Source organism: Pseudorhodobacter sp., assembly GCF_034675685.1.
Classification (GTDB): domain Bacteria; phylum Pseudomonadota; class Alphaproteobacteria; order Rhodobacterales; family Rhodobacteraceae; genus Pseudorhodobacter.
Window position 1 is genome coordinate 91722 of sequence record NZ_JAUCDA010000018.1, and the last position, 23499, is coordinate 115220.

17 protein-coding genes, 1 tRNA gene and 1 pseudogene are annotated in these 23499 nt (G+C 59.9%); 4 read left to right on the plus strand and 15 right to left on the minus strand.

The window, feature by feature from the left end; translation table 11 throughout:
• Nucleotides 1-248: 248 nt before the first annotated feature.
• Nucleotides 249-324: transfer RNA gene (locus VDP61_RS15910), tRNA-Trp, on the plus strand.
• A 322-nt stretch (nucleotides 325-646) separates the two neighbouring features.
• Here VDP61_RS15910 and VDP61_RS15915 read toward each other — a convergent pair.
• Nucleotides 647-1402 (minus strand): DeoR/GlpR family DNA-binding transcription regulator, encoded by a 756-nt coding sequence (locus VDP61_RS15915; protein ID WP_323007849.1) that lies wholly within the window; start codon nucleotides 1400-1402, stop codon nucleotides 647-649.
• A gap of 125 nt (nucleotides 1403-1527) precedes the next feature.
• Here VDP61_RS15915 and VDP61_RS15920 point away from each other — a divergent pair, with 125 nt between their 5' ends.
• On the plus strand, nucleotides 1528-3945 hold the full coding sequence (locus VDP61_RS15920; protein ID WP_323007850.1) for an FAD-dependent oxidoreductase: 2418 nt from the start codon (nucleotides 1528-1530) through the stop codon (nucleotides 3943-3945).
• Between the two features lie 101 nt (nucleotides 3946-4046).
• Here VDP61_RS15920 and VDP61_RS15925 read toward each other — a convergent pair whose 3' ends face one another.
• Nucleotides 4047-5438 carry a cytochrome P450 gene (locus tag VDP61_RS15925; RefSeq protein ID WP_323007851.1) on the minus strand — a complete coding sequence of 464 codons (1392 nt, stop codon included), beginning with the start codon at nucleotides 5436-5438 and terminating at the stop codon, nucleotides 4047-4049.
• 127 nt (nucleotides 5439-5565) lie between these two features.
• Here VDP61_RS15925 and VDP61_RS15930 point away from each other — a divergent pair, with 127 nt between their 5' ends.
• Nucleotides 5566-6135 carry a hypothetical protein gene (locus VDP61_RS15930; RefSeq protein WP_323007852.1) on the plus strand — a complete coding sequence of 190 codons (570 nt, stop codon included), beginning with the start codon at nucleotides 5566-5568 and terminating at the stop codon, nucleotides 6133-6135.
• Nucleotides 6136-6223: 88 nt separating this feature from the next.
• Entirely contained in the window at nucleotides 6224-7399 is a 1176-nt protein-coding gene (gene tuf, locus VDP61_RS15935; protein ID WP_323007263.1) for an elongation factor Tu, read from the plus strand.
• Between the two features lie 280 nt (nucleotides 7400-7679).
• Here the strand turns inward: tuf and recN are convergent, their stop codons facing one another.
• The 13 genes and pseudogenes from recN to murD form a co-directional block, all read right to left on the minus strand.
• A complete protein-coding gene (gene recN / locus VDP61_RS15940; protein ID WP_323007853.1) occupies nucleotides 7680-9323 on the minus strand; it encodes a DNA repair protein RecN in 1644 nt (547 codons plus the stop codon).
• Between the two features lie 36 nt (nucleotides 9324-9359).
• On the minus strand, nucleotides 9360-10202 hold the full coding sequence (locus VDP61_RS15945; RefSeq protein WP_323007854.1) for an outer membrane protein assembly factor BamD: 843 nt from the start codon (nucleotides 10200-10202) through the stop codon (nucleotides 9360-9362).
• Between the two features lie 111 nt (nucleotides 10203-10313).
• The gene (gene lpxC, locus VDP61_RS15950; protein WP_323007855.1) at nucleotides 10314-11234 is read right to left on the minus strand and encodes a UDP-3-O-acyl-N-acetylglucosamine deacetylase; all 921 of its coding nucleotides are present in this window, start codon (nucleotides 11232-11234) and stop codon (nucleotides 10314-10316) included.
• A 270-nt stretch (nucleotides 11235-11504) separates the two neighbouring features.
• Nucleotides 11505-13145, minus strand: coding sequence for a cell division protein FtsZ (gene ftsZ, locus VDP61_RS15955; RefSeq protein WP_323007856.1), 1641 nt, complete (start codon nucleotides 13143-13145; stop codon nucleotides 11505-11507).
• Between the two features lie 180 nt (nucleotides 13146-13325).
• Complete coding sequence (gene ftsA / locus VDP61_RS15960; protein WP_323007857.1) at nucleotides 13326-14660, minus strand: cell division protein FtsA; 1335 nt, start codon at nucleotides 14658-14660, stop codon at nucleotides 13326-13328.
• On the minus strand, nucleotides 14657-15565 hold the full coding sequence (locus VDP61_RS15965; RefSeq protein ID WP_323007858.1) for a cell division protein FtsQ/DivIB: 909 nt from the start codon (nucleotides 15563-15565) through the stop codon (nucleotides 14657-14659). The genes ftsA and VDP61_RS15965 overlap by 4 nt, the downstream gene beginning before the upstream one ends.
• Nucleotides 15553-16476, minus strand: a complete 924-nt coding sequence (locus VDP61_RS15970; RefSeq protein WP_323007859.1) for a D-alanine--D-alanine ligase — start codon at nucleotides 16474-16476, stop codon at nucleotides 15553-15555. The genes VDP61_RS15965 and VDP61_RS15970 overlap by 13 nt, the downstream gene beginning before the upstream one ends.
• 32 nt (nucleotides 16477-16508) lie before the next feature.
• A complete protein-coding gene (gene murB, locus VDP61_RS15975) occupies nucleotides 16509-17444 on the minus strand; it encodes a UDP-N-acetylmuramate dehydrogenase (protein WP_323007984.1) in 936 nt (311 codons plus the stop codon).
• A gap of 318 nt (nucleotides 17445-17762) precedes the next feature.
• Nucleotides 17763-18020 (minus strand): DUF2484 family protein, encoded by a 258-nt coding sequence (locus VDP61_RS15980; RefSeq protein ID WP_323007860.1) that lies wholly within the window; start codon nucleotides 18018-18020, stop codon nucleotides 17763-17765.
• Nucleotides 18017-19444, minus strand: coding sequence for a UDP-N-acetylmuramate--L-alanine ligase (gene murC, locus VDP61_RS15985; RefSeq protein WP_323007861.1), 1428 nt, complete (start codon nucleotides 19442-19444; stop codon nucleotides 18017-18019). Before murC ends, VDP61_RS15980 begins: the two co-directional genes overlap by 4 nt.
• On the minus strand, nucleotides 19441-20538 hold the full coding sequence (locus tag VDP61_RS15990; RefSeq protein ID WP_323007985.1) for a UDP-N-acetylglucosamine--N-acetylmuramyl-(pentapeptide) pyrophosphoryl-undecaprenol N-acetylglucosamine transferase: 1098 nt from the start codon (nucleotides 20536-20538) through the stop codon (nucleotides 19441-19443). Before VDP61_RS15990 ends, murC begins: the two co-directional genes overlap by 4 nt.
• On the minus strand, nucleotides 20535-21701 hold the full coding sequence (locus VDP61_RS15995) for a putative peptidoglycan glycosyltransferase FtsW (protein ID WP_323007862.1): 1167 nt from the start codon (nucleotides 21699-21701) through the stop codon (nucleotides 20535-20537). Before VDP61_RS15995 ends, VDP61_RS15990 begins: the two co-directional genes overlap by 4 nt.
• Nucleotides 21702-22001: 300 nt before the next feature.
• Nucleotides 22002-23406, minus strand: a pseudogene (gene murD, locus VDP61_RS16000) (UDP-N-acetylmuramoyl-L-alanine--D-glutamate ligase).
• Nucleotides 23407-23499 lie beyond the last annotated feature (93 nt).

Genomic DNA, 23499 nt, shown 5'->3' on the forward strand with positions numbered 1-23499 from the left:
TTCGGCGCCCTGGGGTGGTTTTGCAAAACATCGCACCGTAACGAAAGACCGTAACGAAAGCCGGTTATGACGGCAGGATCATTGCACAGGCCAAGCCTGTTTTGGTGGCCCTCTGCCTTTCGAAACCGGGTCATGGGCTGCGGGTTGCCATAATTTGCCAGGGATGGGCTTTGGCAAATACCTGAAGCGCTTTGGTCAAATGGCCCTTGATTTCACCTGGCAGTTGGCCTATCCCCCTGCCTAGGCACAGGAGTTTAGCTCAGTTGGTAGAGCATCGGTCTCCAAAACCGAGGGTCGTGGGTTCGAGTCCCCCAACTCCTGCCAGCCTATTCAATCACTTAGATAGAAACTAGCCCCCGCAGTTGGGAGTTTTGTTCTCGCTTCATGCGTTTCCCGCGTCTTCAAAGCCGATTCTGCAAGGCGTGGATCACGGTGCAAATAATGCGCATCGAGGATACGTTCGATGTCTTTGAGGCTGTGGCCCGTAAAGCTTGCAATGCCGAGCTTTTTGAGAACGCAGAGGATCGTCGCGTACCTGCGCCGCAGGGGTATTGGACAACCCTGAGCGGCGCGCGGGGCCAAACCAGCACTGCCGTGTTCAGGATGCGGCCGATTTGGGAAAGCAGACGAGGCGGGGCCGATACAATCAGGCGAGCAGAAGCCGCAGCCCTATATGGTTGAGCATGGCTTGCTCTTCTGCGCCCGGTGCGCGGTCGCAGATCAATGCGCTGGCGGTTTGCGGAGATTTCCAGCGCAGCGGGGCAGGACGGCCAAATTTACCGTGATCTGCCAGAAAAAAGCATTCCGACGCTGCGGATCGCATGGTGTTTCGCAGCGAAAACCCTTCACGGTCGAAATCGGTCAGGCCTTGCGCGGCGCTAAGGCCCCCAAGGCTGATGAAGGCTTGGTCAACATTGTAACCCGCCATCATTTCTGTTGCGTCGGGTCCGGTCGTTATGTTTTGCGCCAGCGCAAGGCGCCCCCCAAGCAGCACCACCTCGGCACCATTGCCCAGCTCTTGCGCGATGGCAATGTCATTGGTCCAGACCTTCAGCCCAACACGCGCCCGCAGCTCTTTTGCCAGGGCAAGCGTGGTGGAGCCGCAATCCAAAGCCACGCGTGAGCCGTCTGGCACAAGCGATGCAGCCAATTTTGCGATGCGGGTCTTGCCCTCGATATTGGTGGCAAGCCGGGCCTGCAAATCTGGCTCTTGCAGGCCCAGGCGTACCGCACCGCCATAGACTTGCCGCAGCACCCCCCGCCCCGCCAGATAAGCGATGTCATTGCGGATCGTTTCGCGGGTCACCGCAAGCAGGGCTGCAAGCTCTACCGTGCGGGCCGTTTCCACGCGTTCCAAATGATCAAGGATGGCGCGATGGCGTTGGATTGGAAGATCGCTCATATTCACCTGCTGTTTTTTGCTTATAGGTGCCACAGAATTTTCGATATGCCAATAAGTTAAAAAAACTTCCAAATTATGCCAAGTCGCGCTAGCCCTGTCTGAGACAGTCAGAAAGAGGTATTCCGATGACCAGCACCGACCTGCCAAGCCATGCCCGCGTTGTGATCGTCGGGGGGGGCGTTATTGGCGCCTCAACCGCCTATCATCTGACAAAATTGGGAATTTCTGATATTGTGCTGCTGGAACAAGGGCAGCTTTCATCGGGGACAACATGGCATGCGGCCGGGCTGGTGGGGCAGTTGCGCGGCCATTCAGTGATGACCAGGTTGATCCAGTATTCCACCCAGCTTTACGCGGGGTTGCATGCCGAAACGGGGCTGCAAACCGGGTGGAAGCAATGCGGGTCACTGTCGGTGGCGCGCACGGATCAGCGGATGACCCTGCTGCACCGCACCATAGCCAGCGCGCGCGCCCAAGGGGTGGATGTGCAGGAATTGACGGCGGATGAGGCGGGCGAGAAATGGCCGCCGATGCGGGTGGATGATCTGAAAGGTGCGATCTGGCTGCCCGGTGATGGCAAGGCGAACCCGACCGATCTGACGCAATCGCTGGCAAAGGGCGCGCGGATGGGCGGGACCCGGATATTTGAAGGCGTGCGGGTGACCGGAATTTCCCAATCCAAGGGCCGGGTGACGGGGGTGCAAACCGAACAGGGCCCTATCACGGCCGACATTGTGGTCAATTGCGCGGGCCAATGGGCGCGCAAACTGGGGCTGATGTGCGGGGTTTCGGTGCCGATGCACTCGGCCGAGCATATGTATATCGTCACAGGGGCGGTGCCCGGCGTTCACCCCGACTTGCCGGTGATGCGTGACCCGGATGGCTATATCTACTTCAAGGAAGAAGTCGGCGGTCTGTGCATGGGCGGGTTTGAGCCGGTCGCAAAGCCTTGGGGGATGAACGGAATCCCCGATGATTTCGCCTTTCAATTGCTGGAGGATGACTGGGACCAGTTCGAAATTCTGATGGAAAATGCCCTGATCCGGGTGCCGGGGCTGGAGGCGGCCGAGGTCAAGAAATTCTACAACGGGCCAGAAAGCTTTACCCCCGACAACAACTTTTTGCTGGGCGAAGCGCCAGAGTTGAAGGGGTTTTTCGTCGGTGCTGGCTTCAATTCAATGGGGATTGCCAGCGCCGGTGGCGCAGGGCGCGCGCTGGCGGAATGGATTGTCGAAGGTGCGCCGACGATGGATCTGTGGCCGGTCGATATTCGTCGTTTTGCCGGGTTCAACAACAACCCGACATGGCTGCATGACCGGGTAAAGGAAACCTTGGGTATGCATTACACCATGCCCTGGCCGAACCTTGAACAAGACAGCGCGCGGCCGTTCCGCCGTTCCGCGCTTTACAATCGTTTCAACGCCAAGGGTGCCGTTTGGGGCAGCAAGATGGGGTGGGAGCGGGTGAATTATTTTGCCCGCAACACGGCCGAATCCGCCATCGAATATGCCTTTGGTCGGCAGAACTGGCACGATGCGGCGGCGGCGGAACATATCGCAACCCGAACCGGCGCTGCGCTGTTTGATCTGACATCTTTCTCAAAGCTGATGGTCGAGGGGCGCGATGCCTTGGCCGTGCTGAACCGGATCTGTGCGGCAAATCTTGACCGCCCGGTCGGGGCTTCGGTCTATACCGGCATGTTGAACACCCGTGGCGGCTATGAAAGCGACCTGACGGTATTCCGGTTGGCCGAGGCGCGATTCATGGTGGTGACCGGGTCGGCGCAGGCGGTGCATGATGCTGACTGGATCCGGCAGAACACCCCCGAGGACGCGCATGTCTGGGTGTCGGATGTTACCAACGCGTGGTCGGTGCTGGCGGTAATGGGCCCTGACGCGCCCGCGCTGCTGCAAAGCCTTTCGCGCAGCGATTTATCCGATGCGGCGCATCCCTTTGCCACCGTCCGCGAGATTGATCTGGGCTATGCCACGGTTTTGGCGAACCGGATGAGCTATGTCGGCGAGGCAGGGTTTGAGCTGTTTGTCCCGGTGGAATTCACCCTTGGCGTCCATGAGGCCCTGGTTGGGGCGGGGGCACTGGCGCATGCGGGCTATTACGCGCTGGACAGTTTGCGGATAGAAAAGGGGTTTCGGGCCTGGGGCCGGGAACTGACCCCCGACATCACGCCCTTCGAGGCGGGGCTTGGCTTTGCCGTCGATTTCACCAAACCCGGCGGCTTTATCGGGCGTGACGCATTATTGGCGCTGAGGGGACAACCGCTGCATCAGCGCATTGCACAGTTCAGCGTTGATGACCCCGCCCCCCAACTTTGGGGGGGAGAGCTGTTGCTGCGTGACGGCGTGCCGGTGGGCAAAGTAATGTCGGCGGCCCATGGCCATAGCATCGGACGGCCTATAACCCTGTGCCGGATTGAAGAACCCGCGCGCAGCATCGACCGGGCCTATCTGGCCGAAGGCGCGTTCGAGATTGACCTTGCAGGGGCCAGGTTTGCCGCGACATGGCACGCAAAGCCGCCCATTTAGCAGGCCGGCAGGGCGCGGGGCCGATAGGTAGGGGCGGCCCCCATTGTTCGGCCTGTCATTTGCGTGATCTTGTGCGATTGCCACCAAGGCGCTATCGGCCATTACATACCGGCCTGCGCCGCTTCCACCTGCAACCAGACGCCCCCTTCAGGCCGCAAGGTCAAAATCATCACCGGCTTTGGCGCTTTGCCTTCCACCAACGAAAACCGATGCCGTGCCAGCAGGGTCGCCAGTATGATCACCGCCTCTTGCAGGGCGAAATTGGCACCGATGCAAACCCTTGGCCCATCGCCAAACGGAAGATAGGAAAACCGGTCAATCGCCTTAGCGTCGACAAAGCGGGCGGGGTTGAATTGATCGGGGTTTTCCCACAGCATATGATGGCGATGAAGCGCATAAATCGGCAAGATTACCGTATCGCCACGGTGAATCTCTCGCCCGCACAACGCATCCGCGACCTGCGCTGTGCGTGACAGGAATGCCGCTGGCGGGTACAGGCGCAGCGTCTCGTCAATGATCTGCCGGATCAGGGGAAGCCTTGCAATATCGGCCTGCGTCGCCGCCCTGCCCCCCAAAACCCGCCGCGCCTCGTCATGGGCTTGCGCCTGAATGGCTGGATCAAAGGCGCATAAATACAACGCCCAGGATAGGGTCAGGGCTGTCGTTTCGTGCCCCGCCACGATAAACGTCAGCAAATTATCCCGCAGCTCCGAGGTCGTCATCTTTCGCCCGCTCTTGGGGTCTTCGCCTTCCAACAGCAGGTCAAGCAGGTCTGGCACGTTGCGCCGACCGGCTTTGCGCCGGGCTTCGATGGCGTCATCCGCGATCCGTTTCATTTCCCGCATCGCCTTCCCGGCCATCACCCGCCCGGGGCGCGGGACCCAGCCCGGCAGGCCCAGCAAATCAAGCACCGAAACCTTGGCGGCGTGGCCGATGTACCCCTCGATCGCCCGATGCACCGCAGCCCGATCAAACCCCTCACCGCCCGAAAAGGTCACGTCTGAAATCACGTCAAACGTCGCGGCGACCATCTCGGCAAACAGATCCGCAGCGCGCCCTGTCGAGGCCGCAATCCGCGCGCTGGATCGTTCGGCTGCTGCCGTCATAACCGGGGCAAGGGCAGCGACATTGCGGTGGCTGAACACCGGTGCCGCTGTCCGGCGTTGCCACAACCATTCCGCCCCTTCGGCCACAAACAAGCTGTCACCGATAGCCTGCTCCAGGATCAGTTTGGTCACGGTCGATTTCGGATAATCCTCGACCTTGTCCCGCAACACCCGTTTCAGCGCGCCGGGGTCCATGACCATATGCCAGCGCTTGCCGGTCCGCCCCGACAGCATCGGCTGGCGCGTCGCAATTTCCGGGATCAACGCCAAGACGTTCTTTTGCCCTGCCCGCGCCGAGGCCAGAATACCCAGCGGCCTATTGTGCAGCGGCACGCGGGCCGGCAGATTTTGTGGTGCGGGGGCGTCAGCCGCAAGCTGGGTTGGCATGGTCTGCTCCGATCCTTCAGATGGTATGTTTGACTATAGGCGCAAATCGCGCCAGGGAAAGCTGCATGGTTGCGCAGCCTCTTGGCAACGGCTATGGATAGAGGCTTGTTTGCCCAGAGGATCTTGCATGATGATCGCGCGTCTTTCTGCCTTGGTGCTTGCCGCCGCCCTGCTGTCAGCCTGCGCTGGTCCGCAAGTCGTTGAAGCTCCGGTTGCCCTTGGTGACTTCAAGCTGGGCCTGAATATCGTCAAGGCGGATAATCCGCAAAAAGTGCCGATTTCGCGCGATGCCGACCCGCAAGACTGGGACGATAGCCTGACGGCCGCGCTGCAAAAACGGCTTGGCCGCTATGATGGCGACAAGTTCTATAACCTTGGCGTGTCGGTCGATGCCTATGCCTTGGCCCCTCCGGGTATCCCACTGGTGCTGTCGCCAAAATCGGCGCTGGTTGTTACAGCACGGGTCTGGGATGATGCCGCCGGCAAACAACTGAACGAAAAAGGCGAGCAATTCACCATTTTTGAGGGCGTTGATGGCGAAACCATGGTTGGCTCGGGCTTGACCCGCACGGCAGAACAACAGATGGAAAAGCTGAGCTTTAACGCGGCCAAACGCATTGAACGCTGGCTTTCTGACCATCCAGAGTGGTTTGGCCTGCCCCCCAAGCCGAAAGAGGCGTTCATTTCCACAAAGTGATCTTGATTTTTCTGTCTATCAAGGCTATCTCGCGCCCGACATAGAACGGGTTCGGCATCGGGCCCCCCAAATTTTGAGGCTCTCCGCGATGGCTAAGGCAAAGTTTGAACGTAACAAACCGCACGTAAACATTGGCACGATTGGTCACGTTGACCACGGCAAGACGACGTTGACAGCGGCGATCACGAAGTATTTTGGCGATTTCAAGGGCTATGATCAGATCGACAACGCGCCCGAAGAAAAGGCCCGCGGGATCACGATCTCGACCACCCATGTGGAATATGAGTCGGCAGAGCGTCACTATGCGCATGTCGATTGCCCCGGCCACGCCGACTATGTGAAGAACATGATCACCGGTGCGGCGCAGATGGACGGCGCTATCCTGGTTGTGAACGCCGCTGACGGCCCGATGCCGCAAACGCGCGAGCATATTCTTTTGGGCCGCCAGGTGGGTATTCCCTACATGGTCGTCTACATGAACAAGGTTGACCAGGTCGACGACGAAGAGCTGCTGGAACTGGTGGAAATGGAAATCCGCGAGTTGCTGTCCAATTACGACTACCCCGGCGACGACATTCCGATCATCCGTGGGTCGGCTTTGCATGCGCTGAACGGCACCCGCCCGGAAATCGGCGAAGAGTCGATCAAGGCGCTGCTTGCGGCTGTTGACTCCTATATCCCGACTCCGGCGCGCGCTGTTGACCAGCCGTTCCTGATGCCGGTTGAAGACGTGTTCTCGATCTCGGGCCGTGGCACTGTTGCGACCGGCCGGATTGAGCGCGGGATCATCAAGGTCGGCGAAGAAATGGAAATCGTGGGCATCCGCGACACCAAGAAAACCGTTTGTACCGGCGTTGAAATGTTCCGCAAGCTGCTGGATCAGGGTCAGGCTGGCGACAACGTGGGCCTGCTGCTGCGCGGTGTTGACCGTGAGGGCATCGAGCGTGGTCAGGTTCTGTGCAAGCCGGGTTCGGTCAAGCCGCACACCAAGTTTGAGGCAGAAGCCTATATTCTGACCAAAGAAGAGGGTGGCCGTCACACGCCATTCTTTGCGAACTACCGTCCACAGTTCTACTTCCGCACAACCGACGTGACGGGTACTGTAGAGCTGCCGGAAGGCACCGAAATGGTGATGCCGGGCGACAACCTGAAGTTCAACGTAGAACTGATCGCCCCGATCGCCATGGAAGAAAAACTGCGCTTCGCCATCCGTGAAGGCGGCCGTACCGTCGGCGCCGGCGTCGTTTCGAAAATTATCGCCTAAGATCAGGCCGGATCCAACAAAGGGCGCGCAGGGCAATCCCTGCGCGCCTTTTTTCATGCAATATGGCCCCCTGCGCAGGCCTATTTATAGCGTTTCAATTTTCACTTGAAACCCAGCCGGTCACATAACGCATTGAAATATTTGACTTCAAGCAGCCCCATGCAAGCCAGATGCATGGCGAAACGCCTTAAGACGGTGATATATTTTATCAGTCGTCCAGGGCATCAGTTTCTATCCGTGATCGTTGGCGTTTTGTGGGCCAGGTTCAAGGCGAACCGCTTCAAGCGCCAAGCAAGGCCCTTGCGGCATCGCGTGCGGCCGGGGTGATGGTGTCGCCAGCCAGCATGCGGGCGATTTCCTCAATCCGGTGATCGGGGGTCAAGGGGGTCACGGTTGAGGTGGTCATGCCCTTGGCGACCTTCTTTTCTACCCGCCAGTGATGCGCGCCAAGCGCCGCAACCTGTGGCGAATGGGTAACAACCAAGACCTGCGCAGTTTCCGCCAAAGCGGCAAGGCGGCGGCCCACAGCATCGGCGGTGGCCCCGCCGACCCCCCGGTCAATCTCATCAAATATCATGGTCAGTCCGGGGGTATTGCCCGACAGACAGACTTTCAGCGCCAGCAAAAAGCGCGATAGTTCACCGCCAGAGGCGATTTTGTTCAGCGGCCCGGCGGGTGCACCGGGGTTGGTGGCAACGGTAAAGCTGACCTCATCCGCGCCCTCTGGCCCTGCGTCACTGGCGCTGATTGCGGTTGAGAAAACCGCCCGCTCCATCTTGAGCGGGGCCAGCTCGGCCCCCATTGCTGCATCCAGCCGTTTGGCCGCAGCTTTGCGGGCGCTGCTCAGGGCCTCGGCTTGGCGGCGGTAGGTGGTTTCAGCCGCATGCAAGGTGGCATCCAACCCGGCAAGGTTCCCCGCCCCGTCGTCAATAACAGCAAGGCGCTTGCGCAAAGTCTCGGCAAAACCATCCAGCGCATCCGCCAATACGTTATGCTTGCGGGCTAGTGCGCGAATGGCAAACAGGCGCTCTTCCAACTGTTCCAGCTCTACCGGGTTGAAATCCAACGCCGACAGGCAGTCTTCAACACCAGATTGTGCTTCATCGAGTTCCACCAGCACGCGGCCCAACGCGGCAATCGCGCCCTCCAACCGCCCGTCAGCCCGGCCCGCGGCCCCCTCAAGCCAGCGCAAGGCGTCGACCAGCGCCGCCTCGGCGCCTTGATCCGACAAGGCAGTATGCGCGCGGGCAATATCTGTACGGATTTTCTGGGCAGCCTGCATCGCACGGCGGCGGGCATCAAGTGCTGCTTCCTCGCCGGGTTCCGGGCTTAGCTTGTCCAACTCTTCGACCGCATGGCGCAGATAGTCTTCCTCTACCTTTGCGGCCTCCAGCGCCTCTTGCGCGCGGATTTTGGCGCGACGCGCTGTGGCAAGCGCCGTCCAGGCGGTGCGAACCGGGGCCACATCAACCCCGGCAAAGGCATCCAATATCTGCCGATGCCCGCGCGGATTCAACAAGCCACGGTCGTCATGCTGGCCATGCAATTCCACAAGCGTATCCGACAAGGCGCGCAACACCTCGCCACTGGCGCGGCGGTCATTGACCCAAGCGGTTTTGCGGCCATCTGCAGTATTGATACGGCGCAGAATCAGCTCATCCTCGGCCACAATTCCCGCATCGGCCAGAACGGTCCGCGCCGCATGCCCCGGCAACAGATCAAACACCGCCGTCACTTCGCCCTGATCAGCCCCCGCCCGCACCAATTCGGCGCGGCCGCGCCAGCCCAGAACAAACCCCAGGGCATCCAGCAAAATCGACTTGCCCGCCCCGGTTTCGCCCGTCAACACGTTCAAGCCCGGTTGAAACGCAAGGTCCAGCCGATCAATAATCAGCAGATCGCGGATTTCCAACGAGCGCAGCATCAAAAGCCCCCGGCCGGTCGCAAAGGTAAACGCACCTTACAACCACTTGCCCTGAATCATTTGGGCATAGACATTGCGCAACCAGCTTTGGCCCTTGGCCTCCATTGACAGGCCGCGCCCGGTCAGCAAACGGTGACTGTCATCATAGAACGGGCTAGACTGGTAGTTATGGCCCAGAATAGCCCCCGCCGTTTGTGCCTCATCCGTCAGGCCAAGCGCCAAATAGGCCTCAACCAACCGATGCAACGCCTCGGCGGTGTGGGTCGTGGTCTGGAAATCCTGCACCACAACGCGGAAACGGTTTATCGCCGCTGTATACTGTTGCTTTTTCAGGTAATAGCGCCCGATTTCCATTTCCTTGGCGGCCAAATGGTCAAACGCCAGTTCAAACTTCAAAATCGCCGAGCGCGCATAATCGCTATCCGGGTAGGTCTCGATCACATCGCGCATACCTTGCAGCGCCTGGAAGGTCAGGCCCTGATCGCGGCCTACCTCATCAATCTGATCATAATAGGAAAGCGCCAAAAGATACTTCGCATAGGCGGCATCTTCTTCGCCGGGGTAAAGATCAAGGTAGCGTTGCGCCGAGCTGCGCGCGTCTTCGTAGTTCTGGGCCTTGTGCTGGCTGAACGCCTGCATGATAAGCGACCGCTTTGCCCATTCCGAATAGGGGTAAAGCCGCTCTACCTCTGAAAAGTAGCGAATCGCTTTTTCAGGCTTGGCGCCAGTTTCCAGCGCCAGCTCTCCCTGTTTGTAAATCTGCTCTGCCGTCAGGCTTTCCAAAGGAACCTGATCCTGGCTACCGCCACCACAGCCAGAAAGGCCCGTAACGATAAGCGCCGCCCATATCAACACCGCGCCTGACTTCACGCCTGCCATCTTCCGCCTACCCCATAATCCTGCAAGAACCGACCGTTGTAGGCCGGGTTTGAACTGTCCTAGCACAGAAAAATCCGGTGCGCAAAACGCCTTTCACTCTTTTTAGGCTGCTTAGCAATGAACCGGGATATCAGAGCGCAAAACACCCACGCCAGGAAGCTTTCTGCCGGTCGGAATACCACATTCCACGAATTCCCAGGCATCCGGGCGTGCAAAAAGCGCGCGCAGCAGGCGGTTGGTCATCGCATGACCGGCACGTTGGCCAATATAGCGACCAAGAATCGGCCCCCCGGCAAGCGCAAGATCGCCCAAAGCATCCAGCATCTTGTGGCGCACCGGCTCATCAGCATAGCGCAGCCCCCCCGGCGACAGCACTTGATCACCTTGAAACACCACCGCGTTTTCCAAATTCCCGCCCAAGGCCAACCCGTTGGCACGCATCGCATCCACATCTGCCTGACGGCAGAACGTGCGGCTGTCGCACAGCTCACGCACAAAGGCGCCGTTTGACATGTTCAGTGTTTTTGCCTGATGCCCGATGGCTGCATCCTCAAAGTCAATGCAAAAATCTATTTCCAGCATATCCGACGGCTCCAGCCGCGCCACTGCAGCGCCCTCGCGCACCTCAACCGTTTCCAAGATGCGGATTGCACGAACCGGCACGCTTTGGCTCCGGATACCTTTGGCAAGCAACCCCGTGACGAAAGGCCGTGCAGAACCATCAAGGATCGGAACCTCGGGGCCATCAATCTCGATCAACGCATTGTGAATACCGCAGCCCGCAAGGGCCGCCATGATATGTTCAATCGTTGAGACGCTATGCCCGGCGTCGTTCTCTACCAATGTGCACAGGCGCGACGGCACGACCGCATCCCAACGGGCCGCGATCATTGGATCACCGGCAACAATATCCGTGCGCAAGAACCAAATGCCATAATCGGCAGAGGCGGGCTTTACGACCATACGAACCGGCAGGCCGCTATGCAGCCCGGTCCCGACAAAAACCGCATTGGATTTGAGTGTATGTTGCAAGGTGTAACCTTCCGGCCATTTCATTTTTCGTCTCACTTACGCGTTACCGATTGCACGCTTCGCCCAAGCCTTTAACAGCAAGATCAATAACATGCTTTCAGTGAATTTTAGATAATCGGTTGGGCGGCGCGCAACAACTCACTCTTTGTGACCTTCTGTTACAAACCCCCATTCCGGTTACAGAACCCCGCCTATCCCTTGCTAACACCTTGATATAAAAATGGAAAAGGCCCACCAAAGCGGGCCTTTTCCTGATCTGATTTGAACAGGTCAGTTCGCCTGACGACGCAGAAAGGCTGGAATCTCGATCCGCTCTTGATCGGCATTCATCTCGGGCTCGTCATCATAGGTGGATACGGGCGGCTGGTGGCGTCTGGTTTGCGGCTGTACCACCGGGCGATCAACAGGGGCTTCGCCATGGCCGGCCATCCGATTGATGAGAGAGCCGATACCGAACCGTGGGCGCGGCGCCTCGGCTGCGGCCGGGCGTGATACCGGGGGCGGTGCCGAATGTGAAGCCGCTGCCGGGCGCTGCGCCGGCGATTTGGAAACCGCAGCCTGCAAGCGGGCCAACGCCTCGGGCGACGGGCTGCCTGTCGGGCGCGGACGTGGTGCCACGAATTGCGATGCATCCGCATCCAGCGACGCAGTCAAGGCACGCGGCTTTGGTGCAGGCGCAGGTGTCGGGCGATAAGCGGGCGGCGGCAGATCATCCGACACGCCAGCGAACTCATCCTCATCTGCGTCGAAGGTGGCAGGGGTTTGACGGTCAAACAGGGTCAGCGTTTCTTCTTGGACAGGGGCCGGGCGCGGCTGCGGGGCCGGTTTTGAAGCAGCCCGCGGGGCCTCGGCAACAGGTTCGGCGTTGGGGGCCACAAAGTTCGGGCTGGTCAGCGGAACAGCCATCGACCGGCGCGCCACAGGTGTTTCCCGCTGCAAGACGTTGGCATCAATGCCGGTTGCGACAACAGAAACCCGCAGACGGCCTTCCATTGACGTATCAAGCGTCGAACCGACGATGATATTGGCATCCTGGTCTACTTTTTCCCGGATGATATTCGCCGCCTCGTCCAGCTCAAACAAGGTCAGATCATAGCCGCCGGTGATGTTGATCAACACACCCTTGGCGCCATGCAGGCTGATTTCATCCAGCAGTGGGTTTGCGATCGCCTTTTCAGCGGCTTCAACGGCACGGTTGTCGCCTTCCGCCTCGCCGGTGCCCATCATCGCCTTGCCCATTTCGTCCATAACGGCGCGGACATCGGCAAAGTCGAGGTTGATCAGGCCGGGGCGTACCATCAGGTCGGTTACCCCTTTGACGCCCTGATACAGCACGTCATCGGCCAGCGCAAAGGCTTCGGTAAAGGTAGTGCGTTCATTCGCAAGGCGGAACAGGTTCTGGTTTGGAATAATGATCAGCGTATCGACAACCTTTTGCAGCGCCTCGATGCCATCCTCGGCTTGCTTCATGCGCTTGTTGCCTTCGAACTGGAACGGCTTGGTGACAACGCCCACGGTCAGCACACCCAATTCTCGCGCGGCCTGCGCGATAATCGGGGCCGCACCTGTGCCCGTGCCGCCCCCCATCCCGGCGGTGATAAAGCACATATGCGCACCCGCCAGATGGTCGACAATCTCTTCAATAGTTTCTTCGGCGGCGGCAGCACCGACCGATGGGCGCGCCCCGGCCCCCAACCCTTCGGTAACCTTGAGGCCCATCTGAATGGTCGAGGTTGCGCGGCTTTGCTGCAATGCCTGCGCATCCGTGTTGGCAACCACGAATTCAACACCTTCAAGCTGCTTGTCAATCATGTTGTTGACAGCGTTGCCGCCTGCCCCACCGACACCGAACACGGTGATCCGCGGCTTCAATTCTTCGCGCTGTGAAGTCATAATCAGATTTAATGTCATTGCCAGTCCGCCTGCCTAAGAGTGTGCCTGCGCCTTAAGGTGGCGCTTTCAGTCCCGATATTTCACAATTGTTACTCGTAACCAACCCAAAGGTCACGAAAAAAACATGTCTTCACCACAAAATATGGGCGAAAACATGCCGTTTTTACGCGATATCGACGGTAAAGCTGTGTATTGTGGTTACCAGTTGTCTTTGAACCATTTCAAAGCACGCCTGAGTGATCTTGCCGGGTAGCGTTCGGTCGGAATATCGAAATCCCACCATTCGTCCTGGGGATGCGCCGCGAACAGGCACAGCCCCACCGCCGACGAAAACGCAGGCCCGGTTGCAGCCTGTGGCAAGCCCTGAACCCGCAGCGGCCGGCCAAGCCGAACACGCTGGCCAAGAATACGCGCGGCCAGGCCATCAAGCCCCGGAATTTGGCTTGCGCCCCCGGTCAAGACGACCTGCTGACTGGGCAGATGGTCAAAGCCTGCGGCATCCAGACGCGCGCGCGCCTCTTCCAGAATTTCCTCAACCCGCGGGCGCATGATGCCGATAACCTCGGTCCGGCTGACCTGGCGGCGGTCTTTTTCCCAATCGCCACTGTCGCCGCCAATCTCGATCATCTCGCGGTCATCCATCCCGGTTGCATGCACCCCGCCGAATTTGGTCTTGATCCGCTCTGCCGTGGTCAGCGGCACCTGCAACCCCTTGGAAATGTCAGAGGTGACGTGATCACCGCCCATCCGCACGGAATCCGCATAGATCATATGCTTTTTCATGAACACCGAAATGCCGGTCGACCCGCCGCCCATGTCAATGCAGGCAGCCCCCAATTCCTGTTCATCCTCGACCAGCGACGACACACCCGAAACATAGGCCGATGAGGCCATACCGGCCAGTTCAAGGTCACAGCGCTTCAGGCAATAGATCAGGTTTTGCACCACGCTCGCCTCGACGGTCATCATGTGCAGATCGCAGGACAGGCGGTTGCCGATCTGGCCCCGCGGATCACCAAGACCAGAGCGATGGTCCAAGGCAAAGTTCACGGGATGGGCATGCAGCACCTCGCGCCCTTCGCCAATATCGGGCACATCACAGGCCGCAAGAACCTGCGCCACGTCTTGATCACTGACCACGGAATCTTGCAATTCCCATTCACCAGCAAGGCCATAGCTGCGCGGCTCGGCGCCAGAAAAGCAGGCGATGACGTGGTCAACCCGCACCCCTGCCATCTTTTGCGCCGATTGCACGGCGGTACGAATGGCGCGCTCGGTTTCATTCATCACCGAGATTTCGCCAAGACGCACCCCGCGTGACCGGGTTGTCGCCGCTCCGATCACCCGGAATGAGGATTGCCCGGCCATGGAGCCGACCCCCTCGGACTCGCGCGTGGTGCTGGCATTTTCCAACCGTAAGATCAAACACCCAACCTTACTGGACCCGATGTCCAGGATCGCAATGACGCCGCGTTGCATAGCTGCGCGGCGAATGTTTCGCATGGCGCGTTGGGCTTGATAGAGATCGGTCATAGGTCCTTCTCCGCAGGAATGATGCCGCGCAAGCGGCGCATTTCGGCCAGCGCATAAGGCGCAAGTCGCAGGGTCGGGCGGCTTTGCAAACGAAGGTCAACCGCCTGAACATCGCGGCCCAGCAGGTCTTGGGCCTGATCCAGCGCAATAAGACGTTCCAGCGCAAAGGACGGTTGCTTGACCGGCAAAAGGATGCGCTGACCGCGATCAAGCACAATATCCCAGCGCCGATCCCCCATACGCACCAAGCCGCGCAAACGCGGCAAAATCGGGCCAGCCGACGCCAGGATCTGGCGGGCCTCGGCCATCGCCTTATCCGCCCCCTCACCGACAATCAGCGGCAGTTCGGCACGATCATTGCGATCTTCGATTTCGGCAATCCGGGTGCCGGTTTCATCCACCAGCCAAATCCCTGCCGCATCACGCCAGACAAAGGCCGGCTCTCGCTCTTTGACGCTGACCTGCAAAATCCCGCCTGATTGCACCCGGACATTGACCTCGGCCACCGCGTTCAACTGCGCAATTCTGGCCCGCGCCGCCTCCAGATCAAGATCAAGCGAGCTTTGCGGCAGCGGCAGCGCAAGCGCGACCCGAACCGCCTCGGCCAGATCGGGCGATGCCCCATCAACCGCCAGCAGCTTGACCATAAACTCGGGCCGGTTCTTCACCTTTTCGCGCAGGTCGGTATAGATCGAACTCAGGTTTTCGCGGCGCCCCTCATCTGCCAAATACAGGCCCAGCCCAAAGGTAACGACAAAGGCGGGCAGGCCCACGCGCAGCGCAGCGCGCACAAAGGGCGTCAGCCAAAGCCGTTGCAAACGATAGGAAATCCGGCTGGGGGCCGGGTCACGGCGCTGCGTATTACGGCGGTTAAGGTCACGCTTTGGCGCGGTCATCGGTCGCATGAGGCATCCTCTACAATCCAGCGGCAAAGCGCAGCAAAAGACATACCGGCCTGCGCCGCCTGTTCGGGCGCAAGCGAGGTTGGCGTCATGCCCGGCTGGGTGTTGGTTTCAAGCAAGATCAACCCCGCCAGCCCGCGCGTTTCATCCCAGCGAAAATCGGTACGCGACAGGCCACGACAGCCAAGCGCGCGGTGGGCACGCAGGGCGTATTCCCTGCAAGCCTCTGAAATATCATGCGGAACATTGGCAGGCACCTCATGGCGCGACCCACCAACGGAATACTTCGCATGGTAATCATACCAGCCATCAACGATGATATCCGTGACGGCCAGCGCCCGATCCTCCAACACCGCTACCGTCAGCTCTCGTCCCGGCGCATAGGTTTCCACCATCACCACAGCCGGCATATCATCCGACAGTTGCGGTGGGGAATTGGCGGCCTCATGCACGATATAAACCCCGACCGAAGAGCCTTCGTTATTGGGTTTCACCACATAGGGCGGCGGCAAAACATGGCGCGCGCAGACGTCAGCTTTCGGCGCAAGCACACTGGCGACGACCGGCAAGCCAGCCGCGCGAAACGCCGCTTTTGATTTATCCTTGTCCATCGCCAAGGCCGAGGCCAGAACGCCGGAATGGGTGTAGGGAATGCGCATCCATTCCAGCAAGCCCTGAACGCAGCCATCCTCGCCCCAGCGGCCATGCAGGGCATTGAACACCACATCAGGCTTGATTTCCGTCAAACGTGCGCAAAGGTCGGCCCCGGCATCCACCGTCACCACCTGATATCCCGCCTCCGTCAGCGCCGCTGCGCATTCGCGCCCAGATGACAAGGATACCTCCCGCTCTGCGGAAGGCCCACCCATCACTACGACCACCTTGGAGGCTGCCCCGCTCGACATGCCAACCATATTTACTGCCTCAAGACCTTTTGCGGCCCATATTATTGTTTTTCAGCAAGCCTTTCACCGACCCGCCTGATTTCCCACTCTAACGACAATCCGCTGTGTTGGAAAACCCTATTTCGTACCTCTTCACCCAATTCTTCCAGATCTGCGGCGGTTGCGCCACCTTTGTTGATCATGAAATTGGAATGCATCTCGCTCATCTGTGCGCCACCACGGGTTGCGCCGCGCATCCCGGCATCCTCGATCACTTTCCACGCCTTCAACGCCTGGCTGTCATCGGCCCGCCCGGTTGAGGAAAACCCCGCCGGATTGCGAAAGGTAGAGCCTGCGCTACGCTCTTTCATCGGTTGGCTGGCATCGCGTCTGGTCAGTTGTTCGGTCATTTTATCGTGCAAATCCTGCGGGTTGCCCTGCGGCGCGCGGAAACTGGCCGCAACAATCACAGCCCCTTCCGGCAAGGCCGATTGACGGTATTGCAGATCAAGCGCCGCTGCGGGCAGGGTCATTTGCTGGCCTTGGCGCGTAACAACCTGAATTTCGACAAGAACGTCGGCAATATACTGGCCATAGCAGCCCGCATTCATCCGCACCGCGCCACCGATAGAACCGGGGATCGTGCGCAGAAAGGTCAAATCAAGCCCCGCATCCGCCGCCTTGCGGGCAACATGGGCATCAAGGGCCGCCGCCCCTGCGGTGATGCCGTTCGCCTGAATGGTGATCGCGTTGAACCCCCGCCCCAACCGGATCACAACCGCCCGCACCCCCCCGTCACGCACGATAAGGTTAGAACCAACGCCCATCGGAAACACCGCAACCTCTGGCGGCAATGCGGCCAGAAACGCCGCCAGATCCTCGACATCGGCGGGCTGAAACAGCCAATCGGCCGGGCCGCCAACCCGCAGCCAGGTCAAATCAGCCAAGGGGCGGTTCGGGGTCAGGGTACCTCGAACATCGGGCATGGTATGCAGCATATTTTGGATCATGGCCGCTTGGTAACGCCAGCGCTTGATTTCGGCAAGCGCGGCGTTGAACCGGGTGGCAAGATTGCGCCGGATTTGAAAAACCCGACGGCTGTTCAAGCGCCAAAGCCGCCGCCAGCCCCGAACCGCATTGCAAGCAATGCCGGCCTTGGGCTGACAGATGCCAAGGTGGTTTCAACAAGGCCTGCCAAGCGCTTTGAAGCGGTTCATCCTGGCCTTGACCACATATCGCTGCCCGAAATCAAAGATTTCAACGCGATATGTGATCGGCCTTGTTTCAAGCCAAAGGCGACACGCTTCAGGTCAAGCCTATTCCGCCGGATGCACGGTTTTCGACTTCACCCAGCGCCACAGGTAAATCACCGGCCAGCGCAAAACAGACGCCCCCATGGCAAAGATGACCAACCCCACAATGGGGCCGTTTACCCATGTCACCCAACCAAGAATAGGGATGCCCACGCCGATCAGAACATAGGCCGCGCGCCAGTGGTAATCCTTGCTTGGCAAAAAGCCGGTTACATTGGCCACAACCAGCCAGATCAGCGCGGCGGTCAGCGCCGAACTCATGCGGCTGCCCCTTGCAACTGGGCGGGCAAACCATTGGCCCAGGCCGAAATGGTACCGGCGCCAAGGCAAACGACCATATCCCCCGGCCGGGCCTGTTCACGGACCAGCCGTGCAAGGTCATGCTCATCCAGAATCGCGCGGGCATGGCGGTGACCGTGGGCAATAAGCCCCGCAACCAGATCATCGCGTGACGCGCCGGGGATCGGGTCTTCGCCAGCCCCATAAACCTCGGCAATCGCCACAACATCGGCTTCATTGAAACAGGTACAGAAATCGTCAAACAGGGTCGAGAGCCGCGAATAGCGATGCGGCTGATGCACTGCAATCACGCGGCCTTTGGTGGCCTGACGCGCGGCGCGCAAAACGGCGGCGATTTCAACCGGGTGATGGCCGTAATCGTCGATGATAGTTACGCCCCCCACCTCACCCACACGGGTAAAGCGGCGGTTGACGCCGGCAAACCCGGCCAGTGCCTCGCGGATTTCAGATTTTTTCATCCCCAGAAAACGGCACACCGCCACCGCCGACAAAGCGTTGGAGACGTTGTGATCGCCGGGCATCGGCAGGGTGCAGCCCTTTATCACCACGGGGTTGCCATCGGCATCAGGGCTTTCGCCTTGCAGCGCAATATCAAAATGCGCAACGCCGTCCACATAGGTCAGGTTGATCGCCCGCACATCGGCCTGCGCGTTGAACCCAAAGGTGATGACACGCCGATCGGTGATCTTGCCGACCAGGGTTTGCACCTCGGGGTGGTCGGTACAGCACACCGCAAGGCCGTAAAACGGGATGTTGGAAACGAAATCGAGGAAGCCTTTGCGCAGCGCGTCAAAGCTGCCCCAATGCTCCATATGCTCGGGGTCAATGTTTGTGACGATGGCGATGGTCGCGGGCAGGCGGTTGAACGAGCCGTCGCTCTCATCCGCCTCGACCACCATCCACTCACCCGCGCCCGCGCGCGCGTTAGAGCCGTAGGCGTGAATGACGCCGCCATTGATTACCGTCGGGTCAAACCCGCCCTTGTCCATCAAGGTTGCCACCATGGTCGTTGTGGTGGTTTTGCCATGCGTGCCCGCAATCGCGATATTGGACCGCATCCGCATCAGTTCCGCCAGCATCTCGGCCCGGCGCACCACGGGCAGGCCCATACGGCGGGCCTCCTCCAGCTCTGGGTTGCCTTTTTTGATCGCTGTAGAAATGACCACCACCGCCGCATCCCCGATATTTTCGGCCCGCTGGCCTTCAAATATCTGCGCGCCCAATGCTTCCAGCCGGTCGGTGATTTTTGAGGTTTTCATATCCGAGCCTTGCACGCGGTAGCCCAGGGTCAGCAGCACCTCGGCGATGCCCGACATGCCAATACCCCCGATGCCGACAAAATGAATCGGCCCAAGTGCGACGGGAAGTTTGGTTGCGGCATTCATAGCGAGGCTCTTTCTGTCAGGCTTTCGACAAGTTCAACAAGACGATCAGTTGCATCGGCGCGGGCATGGGCCAATGCGTTTCGCGACATGGCCAGCGCCGCCTGCGGGTTTTCAAAGACTGCCGCCATTTGCGCGGCCAGAGTATCCGCGTCAAGTGCGGATTCCGGGATAAGAATCGCCGCTTCGGCATCAACCAACCCCCGCGCGTTGGCGGTTTGGTGGTCACCGGTCGCGGCGGCATAGGGGATCAGAATCGCGGGCCGTCCGATAATCGAGATATCCGCGACCGAAGACGCGCCAGAGCGTGAAATCACAAGCTGTGCCTCGGACAAGCGGCGCGGAATATCGGTAAAGAACGGCTGAACATCGGCGTTTATGCCTGCCTCTGCATAGGCGGCAGCCACGCGATCAAGGTCCTCAATCCGCGCCTGATGGGCCACCCGCAGATTGGCACGCAGGCCCTCTGGCAAGGCGGCAACAGCCGTTGGTACCACATCCGACAAGATCCGCGCGCCTTGCGAGCCGCCGATCACGACAAGGCTCATCGGGTAATCGCCGGGCGGTATATAACCCGCGCCCGCACGTTCCAAAATCGCGCCCCGCACCGGGTTGCCGGTGTAGCTGCCGGCCACACCAGCGGGCAAAACAGTAGGCCAGGTTCCACAGGCCACAGCCATGACGCGCGGCGCGAAAACCTGATTCACCCGGCCCAATACGCCGTTTTGTTCGTGGATCATCCGGGGTCTGCGCAGCAAAGTGGCCGCCGTCAGCGCCGGGATGGAAGGATAGCCGCCAAAGCCGATGACAACCGCAGGGCGGTCGCGCACCATCCCCCAAGCGGCACCGATTACCCCGGCCGCGATGCGAAACGGCACCAGCATCTTGGCCCAGATACCTCCGCGCGCAAAGGTCGCCGAGGCCACTTCCTCGATCACCACCTCACGCGGAAAGCCCCCGGCATAGCGCGCACCGCGCGCATCCGTAGACAGCTTGACGCGCCAGCCGCGCGCCACCATCGCCTCGGCCAAGGCCTGCGCCGGAAACATATGCCCGCCAGTGCCACCCGCCGCGATTAAAAGCAAAGGTGCCATCAGCGCCCCCGCCGGAACAAGATTTCACCGATTTGCCCCTGTGGGCGCGTGCGGGTCAGGGCCAACAGCATACCCAAGGTGATGCCCGCCGCGATCACCGACGACCCGCCGTAGCTGACAAACGGCAGGGTCATGCCCTTGGCGGGCAGCAAGCGCACCGCGACGCCCATATTCACCATGGCCTGCACGGCGAAAATACAGGCAAGCCCCGCGCCCGCCAACCGGATAAACGGATCGCGTTCCCGCATCAGCCGAAACAAGGAGCGCACAACGATGGTCGCGTAAAGCGCGATGATGCACAGCACCAACAGCAGCCCGTATTCCTCGGCTGCGACAGCTATGATGAAATCGGTATGGGCATCGGGAAGCGACCATTTCACCTGCCCCTCACCCACGCCCACGCCAAAGAACCCGCCTTCCTGAATGGCATTGGTGGCATAGCCGATCTGGGTGCGCGGGTCGATCTCGGTTGACAGAAAGCCGTTGATCCGGCGGGCAAAATGCTCGGACGTATTATAGGCAAACATCGCGCCGCTGCCAACCAACCCCAAGACCAGAGCGATAAGGGTCATTGGCGCACCGGCGATGAAATACACCACCGACCAGCCAAAAATTATCAGTGCCGCCTGCCCGAAATCAGGCTGCAACGCCAAAAGCAATACGATGATGAATGTGACCAGGAACGACATGGATTTACCACGCGGCCCGTTGACTTCTTGTGCCGCGGCCATCAGCCAGGCGGTCAAAACGATGAAACCGGGCTTCAGAAACTCGGACGGCTGCACACTTGCAAAGCCAAAACTGATCCATCGCACAGCGCCCTTGCCAAAATCCGTGCCGATAAAAGGCAAAAGCGCCATCGCCGCAAAGGCCGCCAAGAACCCAAGCACACCCAAGCGGCGCACCATCGCAGGCGGCATCATCGAAATACCCAGCATTACAGCCAGACCAAGGCCACCGAAAAACGCCTGGCGTTTGACATAGTAAAACGCATCCAGCCCGTTGCGTTGCGCCAAGGGCACCGAGGCCGCAAGCCCCAATAAAATCCCGATACCAAACAGCGCAAAGACAGCGGCCAAAGACCACCGATCAATACTGCGCCACCAGCGGGGAAGAATCGGCTCCATCACCCTGCCGGGCATAGAGCCATAGACCATCTCAGTCATGGGGTACCGCCTGATTTGCCTGTATACTGCCTTCTTGCCCGGATGTTCCCCCGGATCTGCTGCAAAGCTTAGCAACGATCGGGCGCCATGGCTAGGGGCAAGCCGCCGCTCTGCGTCAATTCCGGAATTTTCATCCCGACCCGCTTTCTTTTCGGTAAAAATATCCAATCTGTGCAACCAGCAAGGCTGCACTTGGCTTGGGGTTGTCTTCAACCTGCCTCAACCAGACATGCGCCGCCTTTTGCAAGGGGCCCGCGCCCAGGACGCAAAAAAAGGGACGCCATAGCCGGTTTTACGCCGTCACTCCGCCAGCAATGCCTGGACCCTTGCGGTGAAATCGTCACCACGTATTTCAAAATTCGGATATTGGTCAAAAGAGGCCGCCGCCGGTGCCAAAAGCACCACATCGCCCGGCTCTGCCTCGGCCGCGGCCCGCGCTACGGCCTGCGCCATGGTTTCACAGATCTCATGCGGTGTATCGCCCAGCTCCAGCGCGAAATCGCGGGCGGATTGGCCAATCAGATAGGCTTTGCGCACAGCCCCCAAATGCGGCAACAGCCCCTTGATACCGCCCTCTTTGCCCAAGCCCCCGGCAATCCAGCGGATAGCAGCAAAAGCCTGCAACGCCTTGGCGGCACTATCAACATTGGTGGCTTTGCTGTCATTGACAAAGCGCACCCCGGCTTTTTCACCGACCAGTTGGCTGCGATGCGGCAGGCCCGCAAAGCTGTGAAACGCCTGTTCGATCACCCGCGGGCCGATGCCAAGGCCCCGTATCGCCGCATAGGCGGCACAGGCGTTTTGATGGTTATGCGCCCCCGGCAGGCCAGAAACGCTGCGCAAATCAATCGAGGCCACCTGCCGCCCCTTGCGCCACTCAGACAAGAACCCCTTGCGCGCAAATACCGACCAGCCGAACCCTTCCAGCTTTTGCCCCGATGAAATGCGGATAACCCGGTCATCCTGCGGCCCTTCTGCCATCTGATTTGCCAGATACCGCCCCTCGGCTTCATCGACCCCAATCACCGCGCGGTCTGGCCCACCCTCGGCGAAAAGCCGGCGTTTGGCGGCAAAATAGCCGCCCATGCCGCCATGCCGATCCAGATGGTCGGGGCTAAGATTGGTGAAAACCGCGATATCAGGCGTCAAGGCACGGGCAAGGTCGGTCTGATAGCTCGACAGTTCCAGGACCACAATTTCGCCGTCGATGCCGGGATCCATATCCAACACCCCCCGCCCGATATTGCCGGCCATTTGCGTCGGCCGTCCCGCCACCTCAAGAATATGATGGATCAGTGCCGTGGTGGTCGATTTGCCATTTGATCCCGTCACGGCGATCACGCGGGGCAAAGTATCAAACCCATCCCAATCCTTGGTCGCATAGCTGCGGAAAAACAGACCGATATCATTATCCACGGGCACGCCTGCGGCCATGGCATTGGCGATTGCGCGGTTCGGTTCGGGGTAAAGATGCGCAATACCGGGCGAGACGATCAGGGCGGCCACGCCCTCAAATGCCCCGTTTCTGGTCAGGTCGGTGCAGATAAAACCCGCCGCCTCGGCCTTGGCGCGGGCCTCAAGGCTGTCATCCCACAAGATCGGCACGGCCCCCCCCCGCCTGCAAAGCCCTGGCTGTGGCAAGCCCCGAGCGGCCCAGCCCCAGAACCGCGACCTTTTGGCCTTCAAAACAAGTGACAGGAATCATGGCGCGGCCTTTCTTGGATGTGCGGCACAGAATGGGGCCGGGTGGAGCGGGCTGCAAGGGTGGGAATGAGGGGGTAATGTTTCGACGCGAGCG